At 57.0% G+C, this 15,714-nt stretch carries 17 protein-coding genes; 16 read left to right on the top strand and 1 reads right to left on the bottom strand.

Features of this window, described 5'->3' with window-relative positions:
* The first annotated feature begins 45 nt into the window (after window positions 1-45).
* The 4 genes from Z948_RS0112365 to Z948_RS0112380 all read left to right on the top strand — a co-directional run bounded on the left by Z948_RS0112365 (window position 46) and on the right by Z948_RS0112380 (window position 5,045).
* On the top strand, window positions 46-2,229 hold the full coding sequence (locus Z948_RS0112365) for a primosomal protein N' (protein ID WP_174416592.1): 2,184 nt from the start codon (window positions 46-48) through the stop codon (window positions 2,227-2,229).
* A gap of 81 nt (window positions 2,230-2,310) precedes the next feature.
* Window positions 2,311-3,543 carry an MFS transporter gene (locus tag Z948_RS0112370; RefSeq protein WP_025059876.1) on the top strand — a complete coding sequence of 411 codons (1,233 nt, stop codon included), beginning with the start codon at window positions 2,311-2,313 and terminating at the stop codon, window positions 3,541-3,543.
* Window positions 3,544-3,713: 170 nt separating this feature from the next.
* The gene (locus Z948_RS0112375) at window positions 3,714-4,592 is read left to right on the top strand and encodes a 50S ribosomal protein L11 methyltransferase (RefSeq protein ID WP_025059877.1); all 879 of its coding nucleotides are present in this window, start codon (window positions 3,714-3,716) and stop codon (window positions 4,590-4,592) included.
* Between the two features lie 105 nt (window positions 4,593-4,697).
* Complete coding sequence (locus Z948_RS0112380) at window positions 4,698-5,045, top strand: hypothetical protein (protein WP_025059878.1); 348 nt, start codon at window positions 4,698-4,700, stop codon at window positions 5,043-5,045.
* Between the two features lie 163 nt (window positions 5,046-5,208).
* Here Z948_RS0112380 and Z948_RS0112385 read toward each other — a convergent pair whose 3' ends face one another.
* Window positions 5,209-5,427, bottom strand: a complete 219-nt coding sequence (locus Z948_RS0112385; protein WP_025059879.1) for a DUF1127 domain-containing protein — start codon at window positions 5,425-5,427, stop codon at window positions 5,209-5,211.
* A gap of 342 nt (window positions 5,428-5,769) precedes the next feature.
* Here Z948_RS0112385 and ruvC point away from each other — a divergent pair, with 342 nt between their 5' ends.
* The 12 genes from ruvC (at window position 5,770) to tilS (ending at window position 15,644) form a co-directional block, all read left to right on the top strand.
* Window positions 5,770-6,276 carry a crossover junction endodeoxyribonuclease RuvC gene (gene ruvC / locus Z948_RS0112390; RefSeq protein ID WP_025059880.1) on the top strand — a complete coding sequence of 169 codons (507 nt, stop codon included), beginning with the start codon at window positions 5,770-5,772 and terminating at the stop codon, window positions 6,274-6,276.
* Window positions 6,273-6,935, top strand: a complete 663-nt coding sequence (gene ruvA, locus Z948_RS0112395; RefSeq protein WP_025059881.1) for a Holliday junction branch migration protein RuvA — start codon at window positions 6,273-6,275, stop codon at window positions 6,933-6,935. Before ruvC ends, ruvA begins: the two co-directional genes overlap by 4 nt.
* Window positions 6,936-6,981: 46 nt before the next feature.
* Window positions 6,982-8,001: a Holliday junction branch migration DNA helicase RuvB gene (gene ruvB, locus Z948_RS0112400; RefSeq protein ID WP_025059882.1), complete on the top strand. Its 1,020-nt coding sequence runs from the start codon at window positions 6,982-6,984 to the stop codon at window positions 7,999-8,001.
* A 40-nt stretch (window positions 8,002-8,041) separates the two neighbouring features.
* A complete protein-coding gene (locus Z948_RS0112405) occupies window positions 8,042-8,671 on the top strand; it encodes a hypothetical protein (protein WP_025059883.1) in 630 nt (209 codons plus the stop codon).
* A complete protein-coding gene (ybgC, locus tag Z948_RS0112410) occupies window positions 8,668-9,054 on the top strand; it encodes a tol-pal system-associated acyl-CoA thioesterase (RefSeq protein ID WP_025059884.1) in 387 nt (128 codons plus the stop codon). Before Z948_RS0112405 ends, ybgC begins: the two co-directional genes overlap by 4 nt.
* A 110-nt stretch (window positions 9,055-9,164) precedes the next feature.
* Complete coding sequence (gene tolQ / locus Z948_RS0112415) at window positions 9,165-9,860, top strand: protein TolQ (RefSeq protein WP_025059885.1); 696 nt, start codon at window positions 9,165-9,167, stop codon at window positions 9,858-9,860.
* A gap of 3 nt (window positions 9,861-9,863) precedes the next feature.
* Window positions 9,864-10,337, top strand: a complete 474-nt coding sequence (gene tolR, locus Z948_RS0112420) for a protein TolR (RefSeq protein ID WP_025059886.1) — start codon at window positions 9,864-9,866, stop codon at window positions 10,335-10,337.
* A gap of 3 nt (window positions 10,338-10,340) precedes the next feature.
* Complete coding sequence (locus Z948_RS0112425; RefSeq protein WP_025059887.1) at window positions 10,341-11,438, top strand: hypothetical protein; 1,098 nt, start codon at window positions 10,341-10,343, stop codon at window positions 11,436-11,438.
* 199 nt (window positions 11,439-11,637) lie between these two features.
* Window positions 11,638-12,960, top strand: coding sequence for a Tol-Pal system beta propeller repeat protein TolB (gene tolB / locus Z948_RS0112435; protein WP_025059889.1), 1,323 nt, complete (start codon window positions 11,638-11,640; stop codon window positions 12,958-12,960).
* 72 nt (window positions 12,961-13,032) lie between these two features.
* The gene (gene pal, locus Z948_RS0112440) at window positions 13,033-13,557 is read left to right on the top strand and encodes a peptidoglycan-associated lipoprotein Pal (RefSeq protein ID WP_025059890.1); all 525 of its coding nucleotides are present in this window, start codon (window positions 13,033-13,035) and stop codon (window positions 13,555-13,557) included.
* 12 nt (window positions 13,558-13,569) lie between these two features.
* Window positions 13,570-14,385: a tol-pal system protein YbgF gene (gene ybgF, locus Z948_RS0112445; RefSeq protein WP_025059891.1), complete on the top strand. Its 816-nt coding sequence runs from the start codon at window positions 13,570-13,572 to the stop codon at window positions 14,383-14,385.
* Complete coding sequence (gene tilS, locus Z948_RS0112450; RefSeq protein ID WP_052033220.1) at window positions 14,376-15,644, top strand: tRNA lysidine(34) synthetase TilS; 1,269 nt, start codon at window positions 14,376-14,378, stop codon at window positions 15,642-15,644. Before ybgF ends, tilS begins: the two co-directional genes overlap by 10 nt.
* The last annotated feature ends 70 nt before the right edge of the window (window positions 15,645-15,714 follow it).

The raw sequence follows: 15,714 nt of genomic DNA on the forward strand, positions 1-15,714 counted from the left end.
CCCCCGATCCTCTCAGGTGCAAGGAAGCCTCGGTTGTCTGAACAGATGTTCTTTGAAGAAGGTGCATTAATTGCTGTGCTCACCACGCAGCCGTTGGACCGTGCATTGGACTATAAAGCGCCCGAAGGCGGCTGCATGCTGGGCGCATTTGTTGAGGTGCCACTGGGGCCGCGCAAGGTGATTGGCGTTGTCTGGGGTAAGGGCAAAGGGGATTTTGACTATAACAAGGTCCGCGCGGCGTACCGTGTTCTGGATGCCGCGCCCATGCGGGCCGAAATGATGTCGTTTTTGGAAAAATCGGCTGCATACACGCTGACCCCGCTTAGCGCGATGTTGCGCCTGACCACCCGCGCACCGGGTTTGGGTGATCCGCCCTCGATGCGCAAAATCTATCGCCGAGGCGAGGGGGAACCTGACCGTGTGACCAAGGCGCGTACGCAGGTTCTGGACACGTTGAACGAATATGGGGATCTATCTTTCACCCTCAAAGAGCTGGCCGAGATGGCTGGCGTGACCTCATCCGTCATCAAAGGGTTGGTGAAACAAGGTGTGGTCCACGAAGAAGACAGCCCCCGCGATCTGCCATTCCACCCGCTAAACCCCGATTTGCCCAGCAAGGAACTGACCGAGGATCAGGCGGCGGCCTCAGCGGTGCTGGCCAAAGGGGTGTCTTCGGGGGCCTATGGCACAACCTTGCTGCGCGGTGTGACGGGATCGGGCAAGACCGAGGTCTATCTAGAGGCCGTTGCAGCGGCGTTGCGGGCAGGGCGGCAGGCGCTGGTTCTATTGCCTGAAATCGCCCTGACGGCCGAATTTCTGACCCGCGTCGAAGAACGTTTTGGCGCAAAACCAGCCGAGTGGCACTCGGGCGCGACAATGACCGAGCGGCGGCGCATTTGGCGCATGGTCGGCCAAGGGCAGGCGCAACTGGTGATTGGCGCGCGTTCGGCATTGTTTTTGCCCTATCAGAACCTTGGCCTGATCGTTGTGGATGAAGAACACGACACCTCTTACAAGCAAGAAGAGGGTGTTTTGTATAATGCACGGGATATGGCGGTGCTGCGGGCGTCGATCTGCGGGGCGCATGTGGTGCTGGCCTCGGCCACGCCATCGTTGGAATCATGGGCCAATGCGCAGGCGGGTAAGTATACCAAGCTAGAGCTAACATCGCGTTTTGGCCCTGCGGTGATGCCAACGATGGGGGCCATTGATATGCGCTCTCAGGGGTTGCCATCCGATCGCTGGGTTTCGCCCAAGTTAAAGGAAGAGGTGGACGCGCGCCTTGCTCGGGGCGAGCAGGCGATGTTGTTTATCAACCGTCGCGGCTATGCGCCTGTTACGCTGTGCCGTGCATGCGGTCACCAAATCGCCTGTGATCACTGCGATGCGCGGATGGTTGAGCACCGCTTTCTTAAGCGCCTCGTTTGCCACCAATGCGGCGAAAGCAAACCCATGCCCACCGCCTGCCCATCTTGCGAGGCCGAGGATAAACTCGCCCCCGTAGGACCAGGGGTTGAGCGGCTGGGCGAAGAGGCCACAGCCCTATGGCCAGATGCAAAGATTGCGACGCTAAGTTCGGATATGTACGGATCAGCCCGCGCGCTAAAGGCCGAGATCGCAGGGATTGCGGAAGGGTCGGCGGATATTGTCATTGGTACGCAATTGGTTGCCAAGGGGCACAACTTTCCCAAACTCACGCTTGTCGGGGTGATTGACGCTGATTTGGGCCTGATGGGCAGTGATCTGCGCGCAGCCGAGCGGACCTTTCAACTGATGCGGCAGGTCGCAGGGCGTGCAGGGCGCGCCGAGGCGCCGGGCACCGCGTTGTTGCAGACCTATCAGCCCGAGCACCCTGTGATCGGGGCCATTTTGGCAGGAGATGAGGAGGGATTCTGGAGGGCCGAAGCCTCTGAGCGCCAGCATGCTGCAATGCCGCCCTATGGACGATTGGCAGGGATCATCCTCAGCGGGCCTGATATGGGGGCGGTTTTTGATGCGGGCAACCAATTGGCGCGAAACGACCGCCCGTTGCGCGATATCGGCGCACAGGTCTACGGGCCCGCGCCTGCGCCCATCGCGCGGGTGCGCGGGCGCCACCGCGTGCGCCTGTTGGTAAAGGCGGAAAAAGGGGTGCCCCTACAGCGTGCTTTGGCGGCGTGGGTCAGCCAGATCAAGCTGAAGGGCGATCTGCGTTTGGCCGTGGATATTGATCCGCAAAGTTTCTATTGAGCAACGCCAAAGGCCAGTCGCACATTGACTGTGCGCTAAATTCCTATCGCCTTTGTCGATTGTCAGGCGTAAGCCTACCCTATGATAGATTTCCTGACCCTAGATGACGCCAAGGACCAGCCGCTATGGCGACGTCCGATATCGCTGCTGTTTCTCATGGCTTTGGCCATGCCGATTGCGTTTTTCACGTGGTATGCGCTGCTGAATAACTTCGTTCAGGAGGTTGCCAGCTTTGACGGTGCGGACATTGGGCTGCTGCATACGGTCCGTGAAATTCCGGGGTTTCTCTCTTTTCTGGTGATTTTCCTGATTATTGCTCTGCGCGAACAGGTGTTGGGGTTGAGCTCGCTGGTGCTGCTGGGGGCCGCGACGGCGGTAACCGCGTGGTTTCCACAGCTAACGGGGATTATGATCCTGACCTTCCTCAGCTCGGTCGGGTTTCACTATTACGAAACGGTGAATCAGTCGCTGCAACTGCAATGGCTGCCAAAAGACCGCGCGCCTGTGATTATGGGGCAGTTGATGGCTGTCGGGTCGGCCGCGACTTTTTGCGTCTACTTTGTGATCATGATCCTGTGGGAGCCCTTGGGCCTGACCTATAATGTGGTGTTCATGCTGGGGGGAGGGATTACCGTTGCCTTGGCCCTTTTCGCTTTGCTGGCCTATCCGCAATACGAAAGCCCCCATCCCCAGATCAAAAAGCTGGTCCTGCGCCGCCGCTATTGGCTGTATTATGCGTTGCAGTTTATGGCCGGTGCGCGGCGCCAGATTTTTATGGTGTTTGCTGGGTTCATGATGGTCGAGAAATTCGGCTTTGCCGTGCATGAGGTTGCGGGGCTGTATCTGATCAACCTTGTGCTGAACATGTTGATCGCCCCCGTGCTGGGCAAGATCGTCGCGCGATTTGGTGAACGCCGCGCGCTGTTGTTTGAATATGCGGGGCTGGTGTTTGTCTTTCTCTCTTATGGCGGTGTCTATTTCTTTGATTGGGGGTTTCAGGTGGCTGCAGTGCTATATGTGCTGGACCATATGTTCTTTGGCTTGGCCCTTGCGCTGAAAACCTATTTTCAAAAGATCGGCGCGCCTGGTGATATGGCGCCAACGGCTGCTGTTGCCTTTACGATCAACCATATTGCAGCGGTGTTCTTGCCTGTTCTTCTAGGGTTGCTTTGGCTGGTCTCGCCTGCAGCGGTATTTTTGCTGGCGGCGGGTATGGCCATGGTTTCCTTCATCTTGGCCACATTTATTCCGCGCCACCCCGAAGCGGGTCGTGAAACGATATTTTCGTTGCGCGCCCCTCAGGCCGCAGAATAAGCGTTAGAGCAGTTTATCATCGGCGCGGCTTGCGTGGTGGTAGGCTGTTCGAGGTGGAGGGGGCCGCAATTGGGCGGGTTCTATGTAAAAGGGCGGTCTGAACGGATGCAGCCCTTGACCCCGCTGCGCCAGCCCCATACCCGAACTCTGACAGACACAGGAGCCGATAGATGCCAACCTTTACCGCGCTGACGACACTCATGGGCCGCGATGCCGCCTATAAACTGGGCGAAGCCATGGAAGACCTGACACCAGAGCCGACAGGCGTCGGGGTGTTTGAGGTCGAAGACGGATCAGGCCTGTGGGAAGTGGGCGGCTATTTCGAAGAAAGCCCCGATGCAACTGCGCTGGCTGTGCTGGCCGTGGCGATGGAGGCCAAAGAGTTTGTGATCTCTGAGTTGCCCGAAACCGACTGGGTTGCCCATGTGCGGCGCGAATTGGCGCCCGTCGAGGCGGGCCGCTTTTTCGTCTATGGCTCGCATGATGCGGATAAAGTGCCCGAAAATTGCGAGCCTTTGTTGATCGAGGCGGCGATGGCATTCGGCACGGGCCATCATGGCACGACGCTGGGCTGTTTGAATGCGCTGGATCGTTTGGCGAATGACGGTTTTGTCGGTCGCAAGGTTGTTGATATCGGCTGTGGGACAGCCGTGTTGGCCATGGCGGCGGCTCGGATCTGGGAAGATCAGGTGTTGGCATCAGATATTGACGAGGTAGCCGTTGATGTGGCCGAGGCCAATGTCAAAGCAAACGGGTTGGACGGGCGCGTTGCCTGCGTTGAGGCTGCTGGCTTTGATCACCCCACGCTGGCCGGCGCTGCGCCCTTTGATCTGGTCTTCGCCAATATCCTGAAAGGGCCGCTGATTGCCTTGGCCCCCGATATGGCTGGTGTGATGGCACCAGAGGGCTATGCGATTCTATCTGGCATTTTAAACGAACAGGCAGATGAGGTAATTGCGGTTTATGCACGATCTGGCATCAATCTACACCACCGCGAAAGCATTGGTGACTGGACGACAATAGTGCTCCGAAAAATGAACGCGAATTAACCCTATTTGTGTTAAAATCGCCTTATTTGCCCCAATTCTGCCATATTTGATCTCTAAAAATTAAATCAACAACGGTGGGGGCTGTTGTTGAGAGAGACCGCTGCTATGGTTTACACAAGAGAAGACTTTCACGCCCGCGTTGGGAACGTAGACAAACAACAGTCACGTTTGGTGCGCCGAGGCTATACAACCCGTATCGACAAAAATGGCGTGATCGTTGCAAAGCCAAAGGCGATGCGCATCCGCTTGCCCATTAAAGGCGCTGTGTTGCTGGTTCTCAGCTTTTTCTGCTTCAAAGCCTTTATGCTGGCCGCAAATGGCCCTGATACCTATCAGGACCGTCTGGCGACGCTGGAAAGCGGCAATGCGGCCGAAGCCTTTGGCGCAAGCGTTTTGGCCATCGACCCTGTAACGCAATATATTGCGGATCAAATGGGCCCGCTTCTGCGTTAATTAATTTATACCGTTATAGCAGACCCTCCGGGGGGAGGGGTGGCTATAGCGGGCTTGCGCGCGTTCTAGTAGGCGCAAAGGAAAGGCCGCGAATGGAGTGATCCATTCGCGGCCTTTTTAGGTCTGGAAAAAGAGCCGGTGCAGTTGCGCACCGGCGTCTTGATTAGCGGATGAACGCGCTACGTGCGACGGCGTCGATGTCGCCGCGTACAAGGCCGATATCTTCCAGTTCGCGGTTGGAGAGAGCGGAAAGCGCTTTGTTTGTTGCGCGTGCGTCGTTCCATGCGGAAATCGCGTGAGCCAGATCGGCTACAAATGCGAATGTGCGGTTTGCAAATGATGCAACGCCATAGTTGGTGCGGGTGGTGTCAAAAGCAGCCATTGGAGCCGTCCTTTTATTAGTGTGAATGCTGAACTCATCAGCGTTATGCTGCCCAATTAGGCAGAGTTGAAACATCTAGCAAGAGGTGTAATTGCACGGCTGATATGCGTTTTCTGCATGGCAGAGAAAGATGGTTAACCTATCGTTAAGTATGGCAAAATCCTGCCTATTAGGATGTCGCATTCAGGATGGTTTTGCGTCGCTTTTGCTGCATTGCGGCACGGGGTGGCGTTTTTGAACCTACCCGATGTCGTTTTTGGATTATTTATCTAAAGATGTAGGCAATGTTCGCGTTTCGTGCTACTGCATCAAAAAAGCAACAAGACTAAGAGGCATCAAATGATACGGGTGATCGGAATCGATCCAGGTCTGCGAAATATGGGCTGGGGCGTCATTGATGTGGCGGGAAGCAAGCTGAGCCATGTGGCAAATGGAATCTGTCATTCTGATACAGGTGTAGAATTGGCCGAGCGATTGTTGTCGCTGCACGCTCAGCTCACGCGTGTTTTTACGACCTATCGCCCTCATACTGCGGCTGTTGAACATACTTTTGTTAACAAAGACGGTGTCGCGACCCTGAAATTGGGGCAGGCGCGGGGGATCGCTTTGTTGGTGCCTGCGCAAATGCAGCTGACTGTCGGGGAATATGCACCCAACAACGTGAAGAAAACTGTTGTGGGTGTGGGCCATGCAGATAAGGGGCAGGTGGCGCATATGGTGCGCATGCAATTACCAGGTGTTCAGTTTGAAGGCCCAGACGCAGCAGATGCATTGGCCATTGCGATTACCCATGCACATCACGGCGGCGCCTCCAGCCTTGCCGAAGCAGTAGCAAAGGCAAGCGCATGATTGGAAAACTAACAGGCCGGATCGAATACCGCGCAGCGGATCACATCCTGATCGACGTGCGCGGCGTTGGCTATCTGGTATTTTGTTCCGAACGTACCTTGGCAGGATTGCCAGCCGTGGGCGAGGTTGCGGCCCTATATACTGATCTGCTGGTGCGCGAAGACCTGATGCAGCTATTCGGGTTCACAACCTTGGCCGAGAAAGAATGGCATCGTCTGCTGACATCTGTTCAGGGCGTTGGGGCAAAAGCGTCACTGGCGATCCTTGGGGCGCTTGGCCCTGACGGGGTCAGCCGCGCGATTGCGTTGGGCGATTGGAATGCCGTGAAGGTTGCCAAAGGCGTCGGGCCAAAGATCGCGCAGCGTGTGGTTCTGGATCTCAAGGATAAGGCGCCATCGGTTATGGCGATGGGCGGCACGGTGGCCGAAGCATTGGGTGAACAGCCAGCTGAGGTGGTCGAGACCCCTGTGAAACGCAAGGCGCCAGCCCCTGCATCAAATGCCTCTGCGCAATCCGAAGCGCTTTCTGCTCTTTCCAACCTTGGTTATGCGCCGGGGGATGCGGCAGGTGCGGTTGCGCAAGCAGCCGGTGACGCGCCAGATGCCGAAACGCCAGCCCTTATTCGCGCGGCGTTGAAACTTCTGGCGCCAAAAGAGTAATGTGCGAACAACGCGCCCCTAAGGGGCTATTCGCTTTGGGGGCGGCATGATTGATAGTGATCCGATAATGCGGCCAGAGGGGCTGCCCGAAGATACTGACCGCGCCTTGCGTCCGCAGATGCTGGATGAATTTGTCGGGCAGGCTGAGGCACGGGCAAACCTAAAGGTGTTTATCCAATCAGCCAAACAGCGCGAAGAGGCGATGGATCACACGTTGTTCCACGGCCCTCCGGGGCTGGGCAAGACGACATTGGCGCAGATCATGGCGCGTGAGCTGGGTGTCGGGTTTCGGATGACCTCTGGCCCCGTTTTGGCCAAAGCTGGTGATCTGGCGGCGATCCTGACCAATCTTGAGGCCCGCGATGTCTTGTTCATTGACGAAATCCACCGCCTAAATCCAGCGGTCGAAGAGGTGCTATATCCCGCGCTAGAGGATTTTGAGCTTGATCTGGTTATTGGAGAAGGCCCTGCCGCGCGCACTGTGCGGATCGAACTCCAGCCCTTTACGCTGGTGGGGGCAACCACGCGCATGGGGCTGCTGACGACTCCGCTGCGCGATCGTTTTGGCATTCCCACCCGCTTGCAGTTTTATACCGAGGATGAGCTGTACATCATCGTTGACCGTAACGCGCGCAAGCTGGGCGCGCCCGCAGATGAAGGCGGCGCGCGCGAAATCGCAAAACGCGCCCGTGGCACGCCACGGATTGCGGGGCGTCTGCTGCGCCGTGTGGTGGACTTTGCCATCGTTGAGGGCGACGGTCGGGTCACCCGTGAATTGGCCGATATGGCCCTAACCCGTTTAGGGGTGGATCATTTGGGGCTTGATGGGGCGGATCGCCGTTATCTGCGCCTGATTGCGGAAAACTATCAGGGTGGCCCCGTCGGGATTGAAACCATGTCAGCCGCGCTAAGTGAATCCCGCGATGCATTGGAAGAGGTGATCGAACCCTTCCTGTTGCAGCAGGGGTTGATCCAACGTACCCCGCGGGGGCGAATGCTGGCGCAAAAGGCGTGGTCCCATCTGGGGATGGAGCCGCCAAAGCGGGACGTTGATCTATTCGGTTAGACCAGCGGCACGCGAAGGACAAAGAAAAGGGCAACAGGATATGAAACCGGAACAGATAGAGCAGCTGTTTACCCGCGGCGACGGGCAGTTTGCCTTTGCGCGTTGGGGGCGGCCCATTGCGCCAAATATTTTTGGGGTAGAAGACGAGACCTTGAAGGTTGTCAAAGGCGCGTTAGAGGCGGTTGCCGTTCTGGCGGACCATAAAATGGCCGAAACGGATATGGAGCTTGGCTCCAACCTGATGATGTTCTTCTTTTCGGATTGGGCCGAGTTGTTGGATGTGACGGGGATGGAGCGCCTTGTGCCAGACCTTGGCCCTTTGGTGGCGCGTTTGCAGGCGGCGGATGCCAATCAATACCGTTTCTTTCGGTTTGATGAGGACGGCGCGATCAAGGCGTGCTTTGTCTTTTTGCGGATGGATGAAAAGCTGGCGGCAATGGATGCACAAGCCTTAGCGCTCAGCCAGATCGTGCAATCCTACCTTTTGTGGTCCGATACGGCATTTCGGGATCAATCCCCCCTTGCTATTGTGGGCGAAACGACAATCTTGCGCCCCGACATCTCTGAAGTGATCCGCGCGGCCTATGATCCCGTGCTGCCCTCAGCGGCAACCGACCCAAGCCACGCCTTGCGGTTGTTTGCGCGCATGCAAGTCGGGGCGGATCAATGATCCACCGCAAAGAAATCCGCGTCTATTATGAAGACACTGATATGGCGGGGATCGTTTATTACGCGAATTACCTGCGTTTTATTGAACGTGCGCGCAGCGACTGGGTGCGCGATGTGGGGATTGATCAGCTTGCCATGAAAGAAGACGGCGTTGTCTTTGCGGTGCGTCGGGTCGAGGCAGACTATATTTCACCCGCTCGGTTTGATGACATTCTTGAGGTGCGCACAACGTTAGATAGCCTTAGCCCTGCACGGATGGTGATGCAGCAAGAGGTGTGGCGCGCGGATGATCTGATCTTTACCGCCAAAGTGCAAATTGTCTGCATCGGAGCCAGCGGAAAGCCGGTGCGCCTTCCGGCGGAATGTCGCCTGCTGAAAACGTGATTAGGCAAGGGTACGCTTGGCCCTCGCTTTTTTCTTTGCGCTGCGCTAGATTCACCCCAAATGGAGCCTGATAACAGGCCCGACCGAGGCAGAAGAGTAGAGCACATAACATGCAGACAGCATTGATCGCAGCCGAAATCGGCGGCAGCATTACCGTATGGGGCATGTTCGCCCAAGCGACCTTTACCGTGAAACTGGTGATGATCGCCCTGATCGCAGCCAGTTTCTGGACATGGTCCATCATCGTTCAAAAAACGATCCAATACCGCGAAGCGAAACGCGAAGCCGCGCAATTTGACCGCGCCTTTTGGTCGGGCGAACCGCTGGATGGCCTTTATGAGCAGATCGGGCCAGAGCCGTCAGGCGCTGCTCAAAAGATTTTCGCAGCTGGCATGACCGAATGGCGCCGCTCGCACCGCGAAGACGGCGGGCTGATCCCCGGTGCAACTGCGCGGATCGACCGCTCGATGGATGTTGCCATCGCGAAAGAGGCAGAGCGCCTGCAAAAGGGCCTTCCGGTTCTTGCTACGACAGGTTCAACCGCTCCGTTTGTGGGCCTGTTCGGTACCGTTTTCGGGATTATGAACGCCTTTATTGAAATTGCAGAGCAACAAAACACCAACCTCGCCGTTGTCGCCCCGGGTATTGCCGAGGCCTTGCTGGCGACAGGCCTCGGCCTGATGGCCGCGATCCCTGCGGTGGTTTTCTATAACAAGCTGAACGCAGATAGTGATCGCATCCTCGGGGGCTATGAGGCCTTTGCCGACGAATTCGCCACGATCCTCAGCCGCCAGTTGGATAGCTGAGCCATGGCGGGTGGTGTCATGCAAAAAAGCGGTGGCGGAAACGGGCGCCGCAGACGGCGCGGTGGTGCGCAACCAATGGCCGAGATCAACATCACGCCCTTCGTGGATGTCATGCTGGTTCTGCTGATCATCTTTATGGTTGCAGCCCCTTTGCTGACGGTTGGTGTGCCTGTTGAGCTGCCCAAAACAGCCGCACAAGCCTTGCCCGCCGAACAAGAAGAACCTTTGACCGTGACGATCACGGCTGAAGGGGGCGTGCAGATCATGACAACCGAAACGCCCCGTCAGGAGCTGGTTGCGAAACTACGCGCGGTGGCGGATGAACGTGAAGGCGACCGCGTCTTTTTGCGGGCCGATGGTTCGGTGCCTTATAGCGCTGTGATGGAGATCATGGGCGCGCTGAATGCGGGTGGTTTTTCCAATATCGGTCTGGTGACGGATATTGGCGGGCCGACGCTGGACGGTTCTGGGAACTAAGCGATGCTGCCGCTGCGCAAAACAGGACATATCGTATCCGGATTGGGCCATGTTGGCGCAATCGGGTGGATTATGTTCGGCGGCTTGTTCACGTCGCGCCCTGATCCTGTTGAGGTTCAGGAGGTTGCGATGATTTCAGGGGCCGAGTTTCAGGCCTTGGTCGATGCATCCCGCCAGCCTGTAGAGGTTGCCCAAACCCCGACACCCGCAGCGCCAGAGGTTACCGAAGACGCGCCAGAGGTTGATGCCGCTCCTGATGAGCCAGCGCCAGCGCCTGTGCCCGAAGTTGCAGAACCTGCCGAGGAACCTGTGGAAGAGATTGCACCGGAGGTGTCCGATGCCGCACCCGAACTGCCAGAACCCGCCGCTGAAGTAACAGTGGAAGATGCGCCAATAGCTGAAACGCCCGTCGAGCGCGCAACCGAAGTTGTCGCCCCCGATCCATCCCCCCGCCCAGAGCCTGAAACCATTCAAGAGCCAACACCTCAAGAGGCGGTTGTGCCCGAAGAGACAGGCGAAACCGTTGAGCAGCCCCAAGAAGCGGCCGAAACGCCACAAGCCAGCGACCGGATCGTGACCGAGGCCACCGAAGAGCCAGCCGCCGCGCCAAATGCGTCGATGCGCCCCCCCGCGCGCCGCCCATCTGCGCCGCGCCCTGCAGCTGAGCCAACCCAAACAGCTCAGACCCAACCCCAAGACGACAGCGCCGTAGATGATGCCGCCGTACAAGCCGCGCTTGAGGCGGCGCTGAGTTCGGCAGCGAATGAAATCCCAACGGGCCCGCCTATGTCATCAGGTGAAAAAGACGCTCTGCGCCTTGCCGTTCAAAACTGTTGGAACGTCGATCCTGGTGCGCGATGGGCCCAGACAACTGTGACAGTTGCCATGAGTATGACGCAGGATGGCAAAGTCGTCTCGTCCTCTTTGCGGATGATTGCCAGCGAGGGCGGGGATGCATCGACCGCGAATGCGGCCTTTGGTGCTGCGCGCCGTGCGATATTGTTGTGCCAAAAGGAAGGCTACCCTTTGCCGGCCGAAAAATACGGCCAGTGGAAAGAGATCGAGATGACCTTTAACCCAGAGCGGATGCGGATCAGATGAGCGTGCCTCACCATATTTCCCACTGCCGTTTTGGGGCGGGTGATGTTTTGATCATCGGCGCCAACCCGTGCCAAACAATGGCACCTGATAAACAGGCCGAACTATATTGTGGGAGAGATCAGTTCAGTCTCCCCGTTAAGAAAAACCATCAATGGCGGAAAAGCGGACTGCGGTTCAGCCCTGAAAGGATGATTTCCAAATGAAGTATTTGAGTATTTGTTTAGCGCTTCTTTGCGCGTTTGGTCTTTCCTCCGCTGTTAGTGCCCAACAAGGCCCCCTAAGGATCACCATCGAAGAGGGGATCATTCAGCCGCTGCCCATCGCTATTCCCGATTTTCAGGCCGAAACGGGCGAAGCGGGGCAATTGGCGGGTGATCTGGCGCGGGTGATCGCAGCTGATCTTCAGGGCACGGGCGTTTTTCGTGAAATCCCCAGCTCGGCCTTTATTGCACAATATAGCGACTTTAATGCGCCTGTTTCCTTTCCTGATTGGAAGGCAATCAATGCGCAGGCTTTGGTCACGGGGGCCGTTTCGGTTTCTGGCAATAGCGTAAACGTAAAGTTCCGCGTGTTTGACGTGGTTTCAGGTTCTAATCTGGGTGAGGGGCTGCAATTTAGCGGCACAACCGAAGGCTGGCGCAGGATGGCGCATAAGGTGGCCGATGAAGTCTATTCCCGCATCACAGGTGAGGGGGGCTATTTCGATAGCCGCGTTGTTTATGTTTCCGAGACAGGGCCAAAGAATGATCGCAAAAAGCGTCTTGCGATTATGGATTATGATGGCGCGAATGTACGCTACCTGACCGATAGCAGCGCGATTGTTCTTGCGCCGCGCTTCTCTCCTACGGGTGATCGGGTGCTGTATACCAGCTATGAAAGCGGGTTTCCGCGCATCTATGTTTTGAATGTCGGCTCGGTCCAGCGCCGCGTGTTGGAAAGCGCCGAAGGCACGATGAGCTTTGCCCCCCGCTTTTCACCCTCTGGTCAAACGGTGGTGTTTTCCCTTAGCCAAGGGGGGAATACAGATATTTACACGATGGATATTGCCTCGGGCCAATCTGTGCGCCTGACCAATACGCCTTCGATCGAAACTGCCCCCAGCTATAGCCCCGATGGCAGCAAAATTGTATTCGAGAGCGACCGCTCAGGCTCGCCCCAGCTGTATATTATGGCTGCAACTGGCGGAGAAGCCCGCAGAATTTCCTTTGGTGAGGGGCGTTATGGCACGCCTGTATGGTCGCCTCGTGGAGATCTGGTTGCCTTTACCAAACAGCATGGTGGCCGCTTTCACATTGGTGTGATGCGCACAGATGGATCCGAAGAACGCCTCCTGACCGCATCGTTTCTGGATGAGGGGCCAACGTGGTCACCCAATGGGCGTGTGATCATGTTCACCCGTGAAACACAGGGCGCTGGCGGTGCATCTTCGATCTATTCGGTGGATATCACAGGCCGTGTTTTGCGTCAGGTTTCAACCCCTGAGGGTGGATCAGACCCCAGCTGGTCACCGTTGCAGCAGTAACTCTTTTCAGGCGGCGCCACGGTGTGATAAAGTGGCGCTAACAATAAAAAACCTTATGTGAGGTCGAGACAGATGAAATTCCTACCTATGAGCCTTCTGGTTGCAGCTGTTGCGCTGTCGGCCTGCACCAACCCGAACCGTTTTGGCGGCGACGATGAATTGAGCACGCCAACGGCCCCTCTTGGCACGCCGTTGAATGGCATTGTGCCAGGCAGTGCAAATGACCCCAGCTCAACCGCCTATTTCAACCAAACGGTCGGTGACCGCGTGTTGTTCGAGGTGGACCAAGCCACGCTTACAGCGGCGGGTCGCGCGACATTGGACGGGCAGGCGGGGTGGCTGACCACCAACACTGATTATCAGGCCGTGATCGAAGGCCACGCAGATGAACAGGGCACACGTGAATACAACCTCGCCCTTGGTGCACGCCGTGCTAACTCGGCCCGCGAATATCTGCTGTCCAAAGGTGTGCCAGCCTCGCGCTTGCGCGTGGTGAGCTATGGTAAAGAGCGCCCGATCGAGGTTTGTTCGAATGAGGCCTGCTATGCCAAAAACCGCCGCGCGGTGACCGTGCTGGCTGGTGGGCAAAACAGCTAAAGGAACCTGAGCATGCGATTTGCATTTATCTTTGCAGTGGTTTTGGGGGCGGTGCCATTGGGCGCGGCTGCCCAAGACGCGCAAACGCTGGCTGATATCCGTCAGGAGCTTTCGATTCTGAACGTGGAAATGAGCAAGCTCAAGCGCGAGCTGTCGACCACAGGCACAGCGGGCGGCGTTCAGCTGGCAACATCTGTTTTGGACCGCGTAAATGCGATGGAAAGCGAATTGTCGCGTGTGACAGCCAAGACCGAAGAATTGGAATATCGCATCAACCGGATTGTCGATGATGGCACACGCCGCGTTGCCGATTTGGAGTTCCGTTTGGTTGAGCTTGAAGGCGGCGATATTTCGACTTTGGGTGAAACAACCACATTGGGCGGAACAGATCAGGCGACTGCCCCAGCCCCTGCGCCCACACCAACAAACACCACAACACAACTCGCCGTGGGCGAACAGGACGACTTCAAGCGGGCGCAGGAGGCGCTCGCATCCAGTGACTTTCGTACCGCCGCAGACAAGTTTGCGACCTTCAATCAGACCTACCCAGGCTCTCCGTTAGCCGCAGAAGCGGATTTGCGGCGGGGTGACGCCTTGCAAGGGACTGGCGACACACGAGAGGCGGCGCGTGCCTATCTTGCCAGCTTTGGCGCGGCACCGACTGGACCAACAGCACCGGAAACTCTGTTCAAACTCGGCGCTTCCTTGGGGGCGTTGGGGCAAAGCAGTGAGGCCTGCGTGACTTTGGGCGAAGTTCCAGCGCGTTTTGCCAGCAGCGAATTTGCAGCGGCCGCAGTAGCCGAGCAAAGCAAGCTTGGATGCAACTAGACCAAAGTTGGGTGATGCAGCAGGGCGCTGATGCCATGTTGCTGCATGCTATTGATGTTGCTTTTGGTAGCGAATTGCCAAAACGAGTCGGCATTGCTGTGTCGGGCGGCGGTGATAGTGTCGCGCTGCTGCATCTTTTTGCCCGTTGGTCCGAACAGACGGGCCACCCCATTGCCGCTGTTACCGTTGATCATGGCCTGCGCGCAGAAAGCCGTGCCGAGGCCGAAGGGGTTGCGGCGCTTTGTACGCAGCTGGGTGTTTCCCACGATATTTTTACGTGGAGCGGACCAAATAGTGGTGGCAATGTTTCGGCAGCGGCGCGTGATGCGCGGTATGATCTGATGGCCAAATGGGCCAAGACCGCCAAGGTCGGCGGGATCGCATTGGGCCACACAATGGATGATACGGCCGAAAATATGTTGATCCGGCTGGGGCGCTCTGCGGGTTTGGATGGGTTGGCGCAGATGCAAACCCTGTTTCGACGCAACGGCATCCTATGGTCGCGCCCTCTGTGGCAGCAGCACCGTTCAACCCTGCGCGATTACCTTAAACGTCAACAAATTGAATGGGTTGATGACCCCACCAACGATGACCCGCACTATATGCGCACAAAAGCGCGCCGTCTTTTGCCCAGCCTAAAGGAGCTGGGGATAGATGCAGATAGCTTGCATCACTCGGCCTTTGCGCTTCGTCAATCCCAAGAGGCCTTGGCCCATTATACTCGGCAGGAGGCCCGCTCGCATGTGACGCAGGAGGGAGGGGACCTGTTGTTATCTGCTGATTTCACGCGGGAGGTTCCAGCAGATATCGAGCGCCGATTGACCGCCGCCGCGCTGCAATGGGTCGGGTCATTACCCTATCCGCCGCGCAAGGTTTTTGCAGGTTTTTTAGGGCGGGAGCTTGAGGCGCAAAATCGTTTGAACCTCGCAGGGTGCCTTGTTCAAAGGGGCAAAGGTCATATTCGGATCACGCGGGAATTTAACGCAGTTAAGGATACAGTAACCAAAACCAACGAGATTTGGGACACACGGTGGCGGCTTGTCGGGCCGCATGACGACTCGCTTGAGGTCCGTGCCCTTGGTGAAGGGGTTCTTGCGCTGCCTGACTGGCGCGCAATTGGCGTTCCGCGCCATAGTTTGATGTCGTCCCCAGCGGTTTGGAAGGGAGAAAACCTAGTTGCGGCACCCCTTGCGGGATACAATCTGGATTGGTCTGCACAGATCGTCGCAGATTTCACCTCATTTTTGCTTTTGCATTGAACAAATCGGTTCAGTCTCTATTTTAGAAGAGTGGTTGGAGGAGTCACCTCTGACCGACAAGTATTCAGGA

This window comes from Sulfitobacter donghicola DSW-25 = KCTC 12864 = JCM 14565 (assembly GCF_000622405.1).
Classification (GTDB): domain Bacteria; phylum Pseudomonadota; class Alphaproteobacteria; order Rhodobacterales; family Rhodobacteraceae; genus Sulfitobacter; species Sulfitobacter donghicola.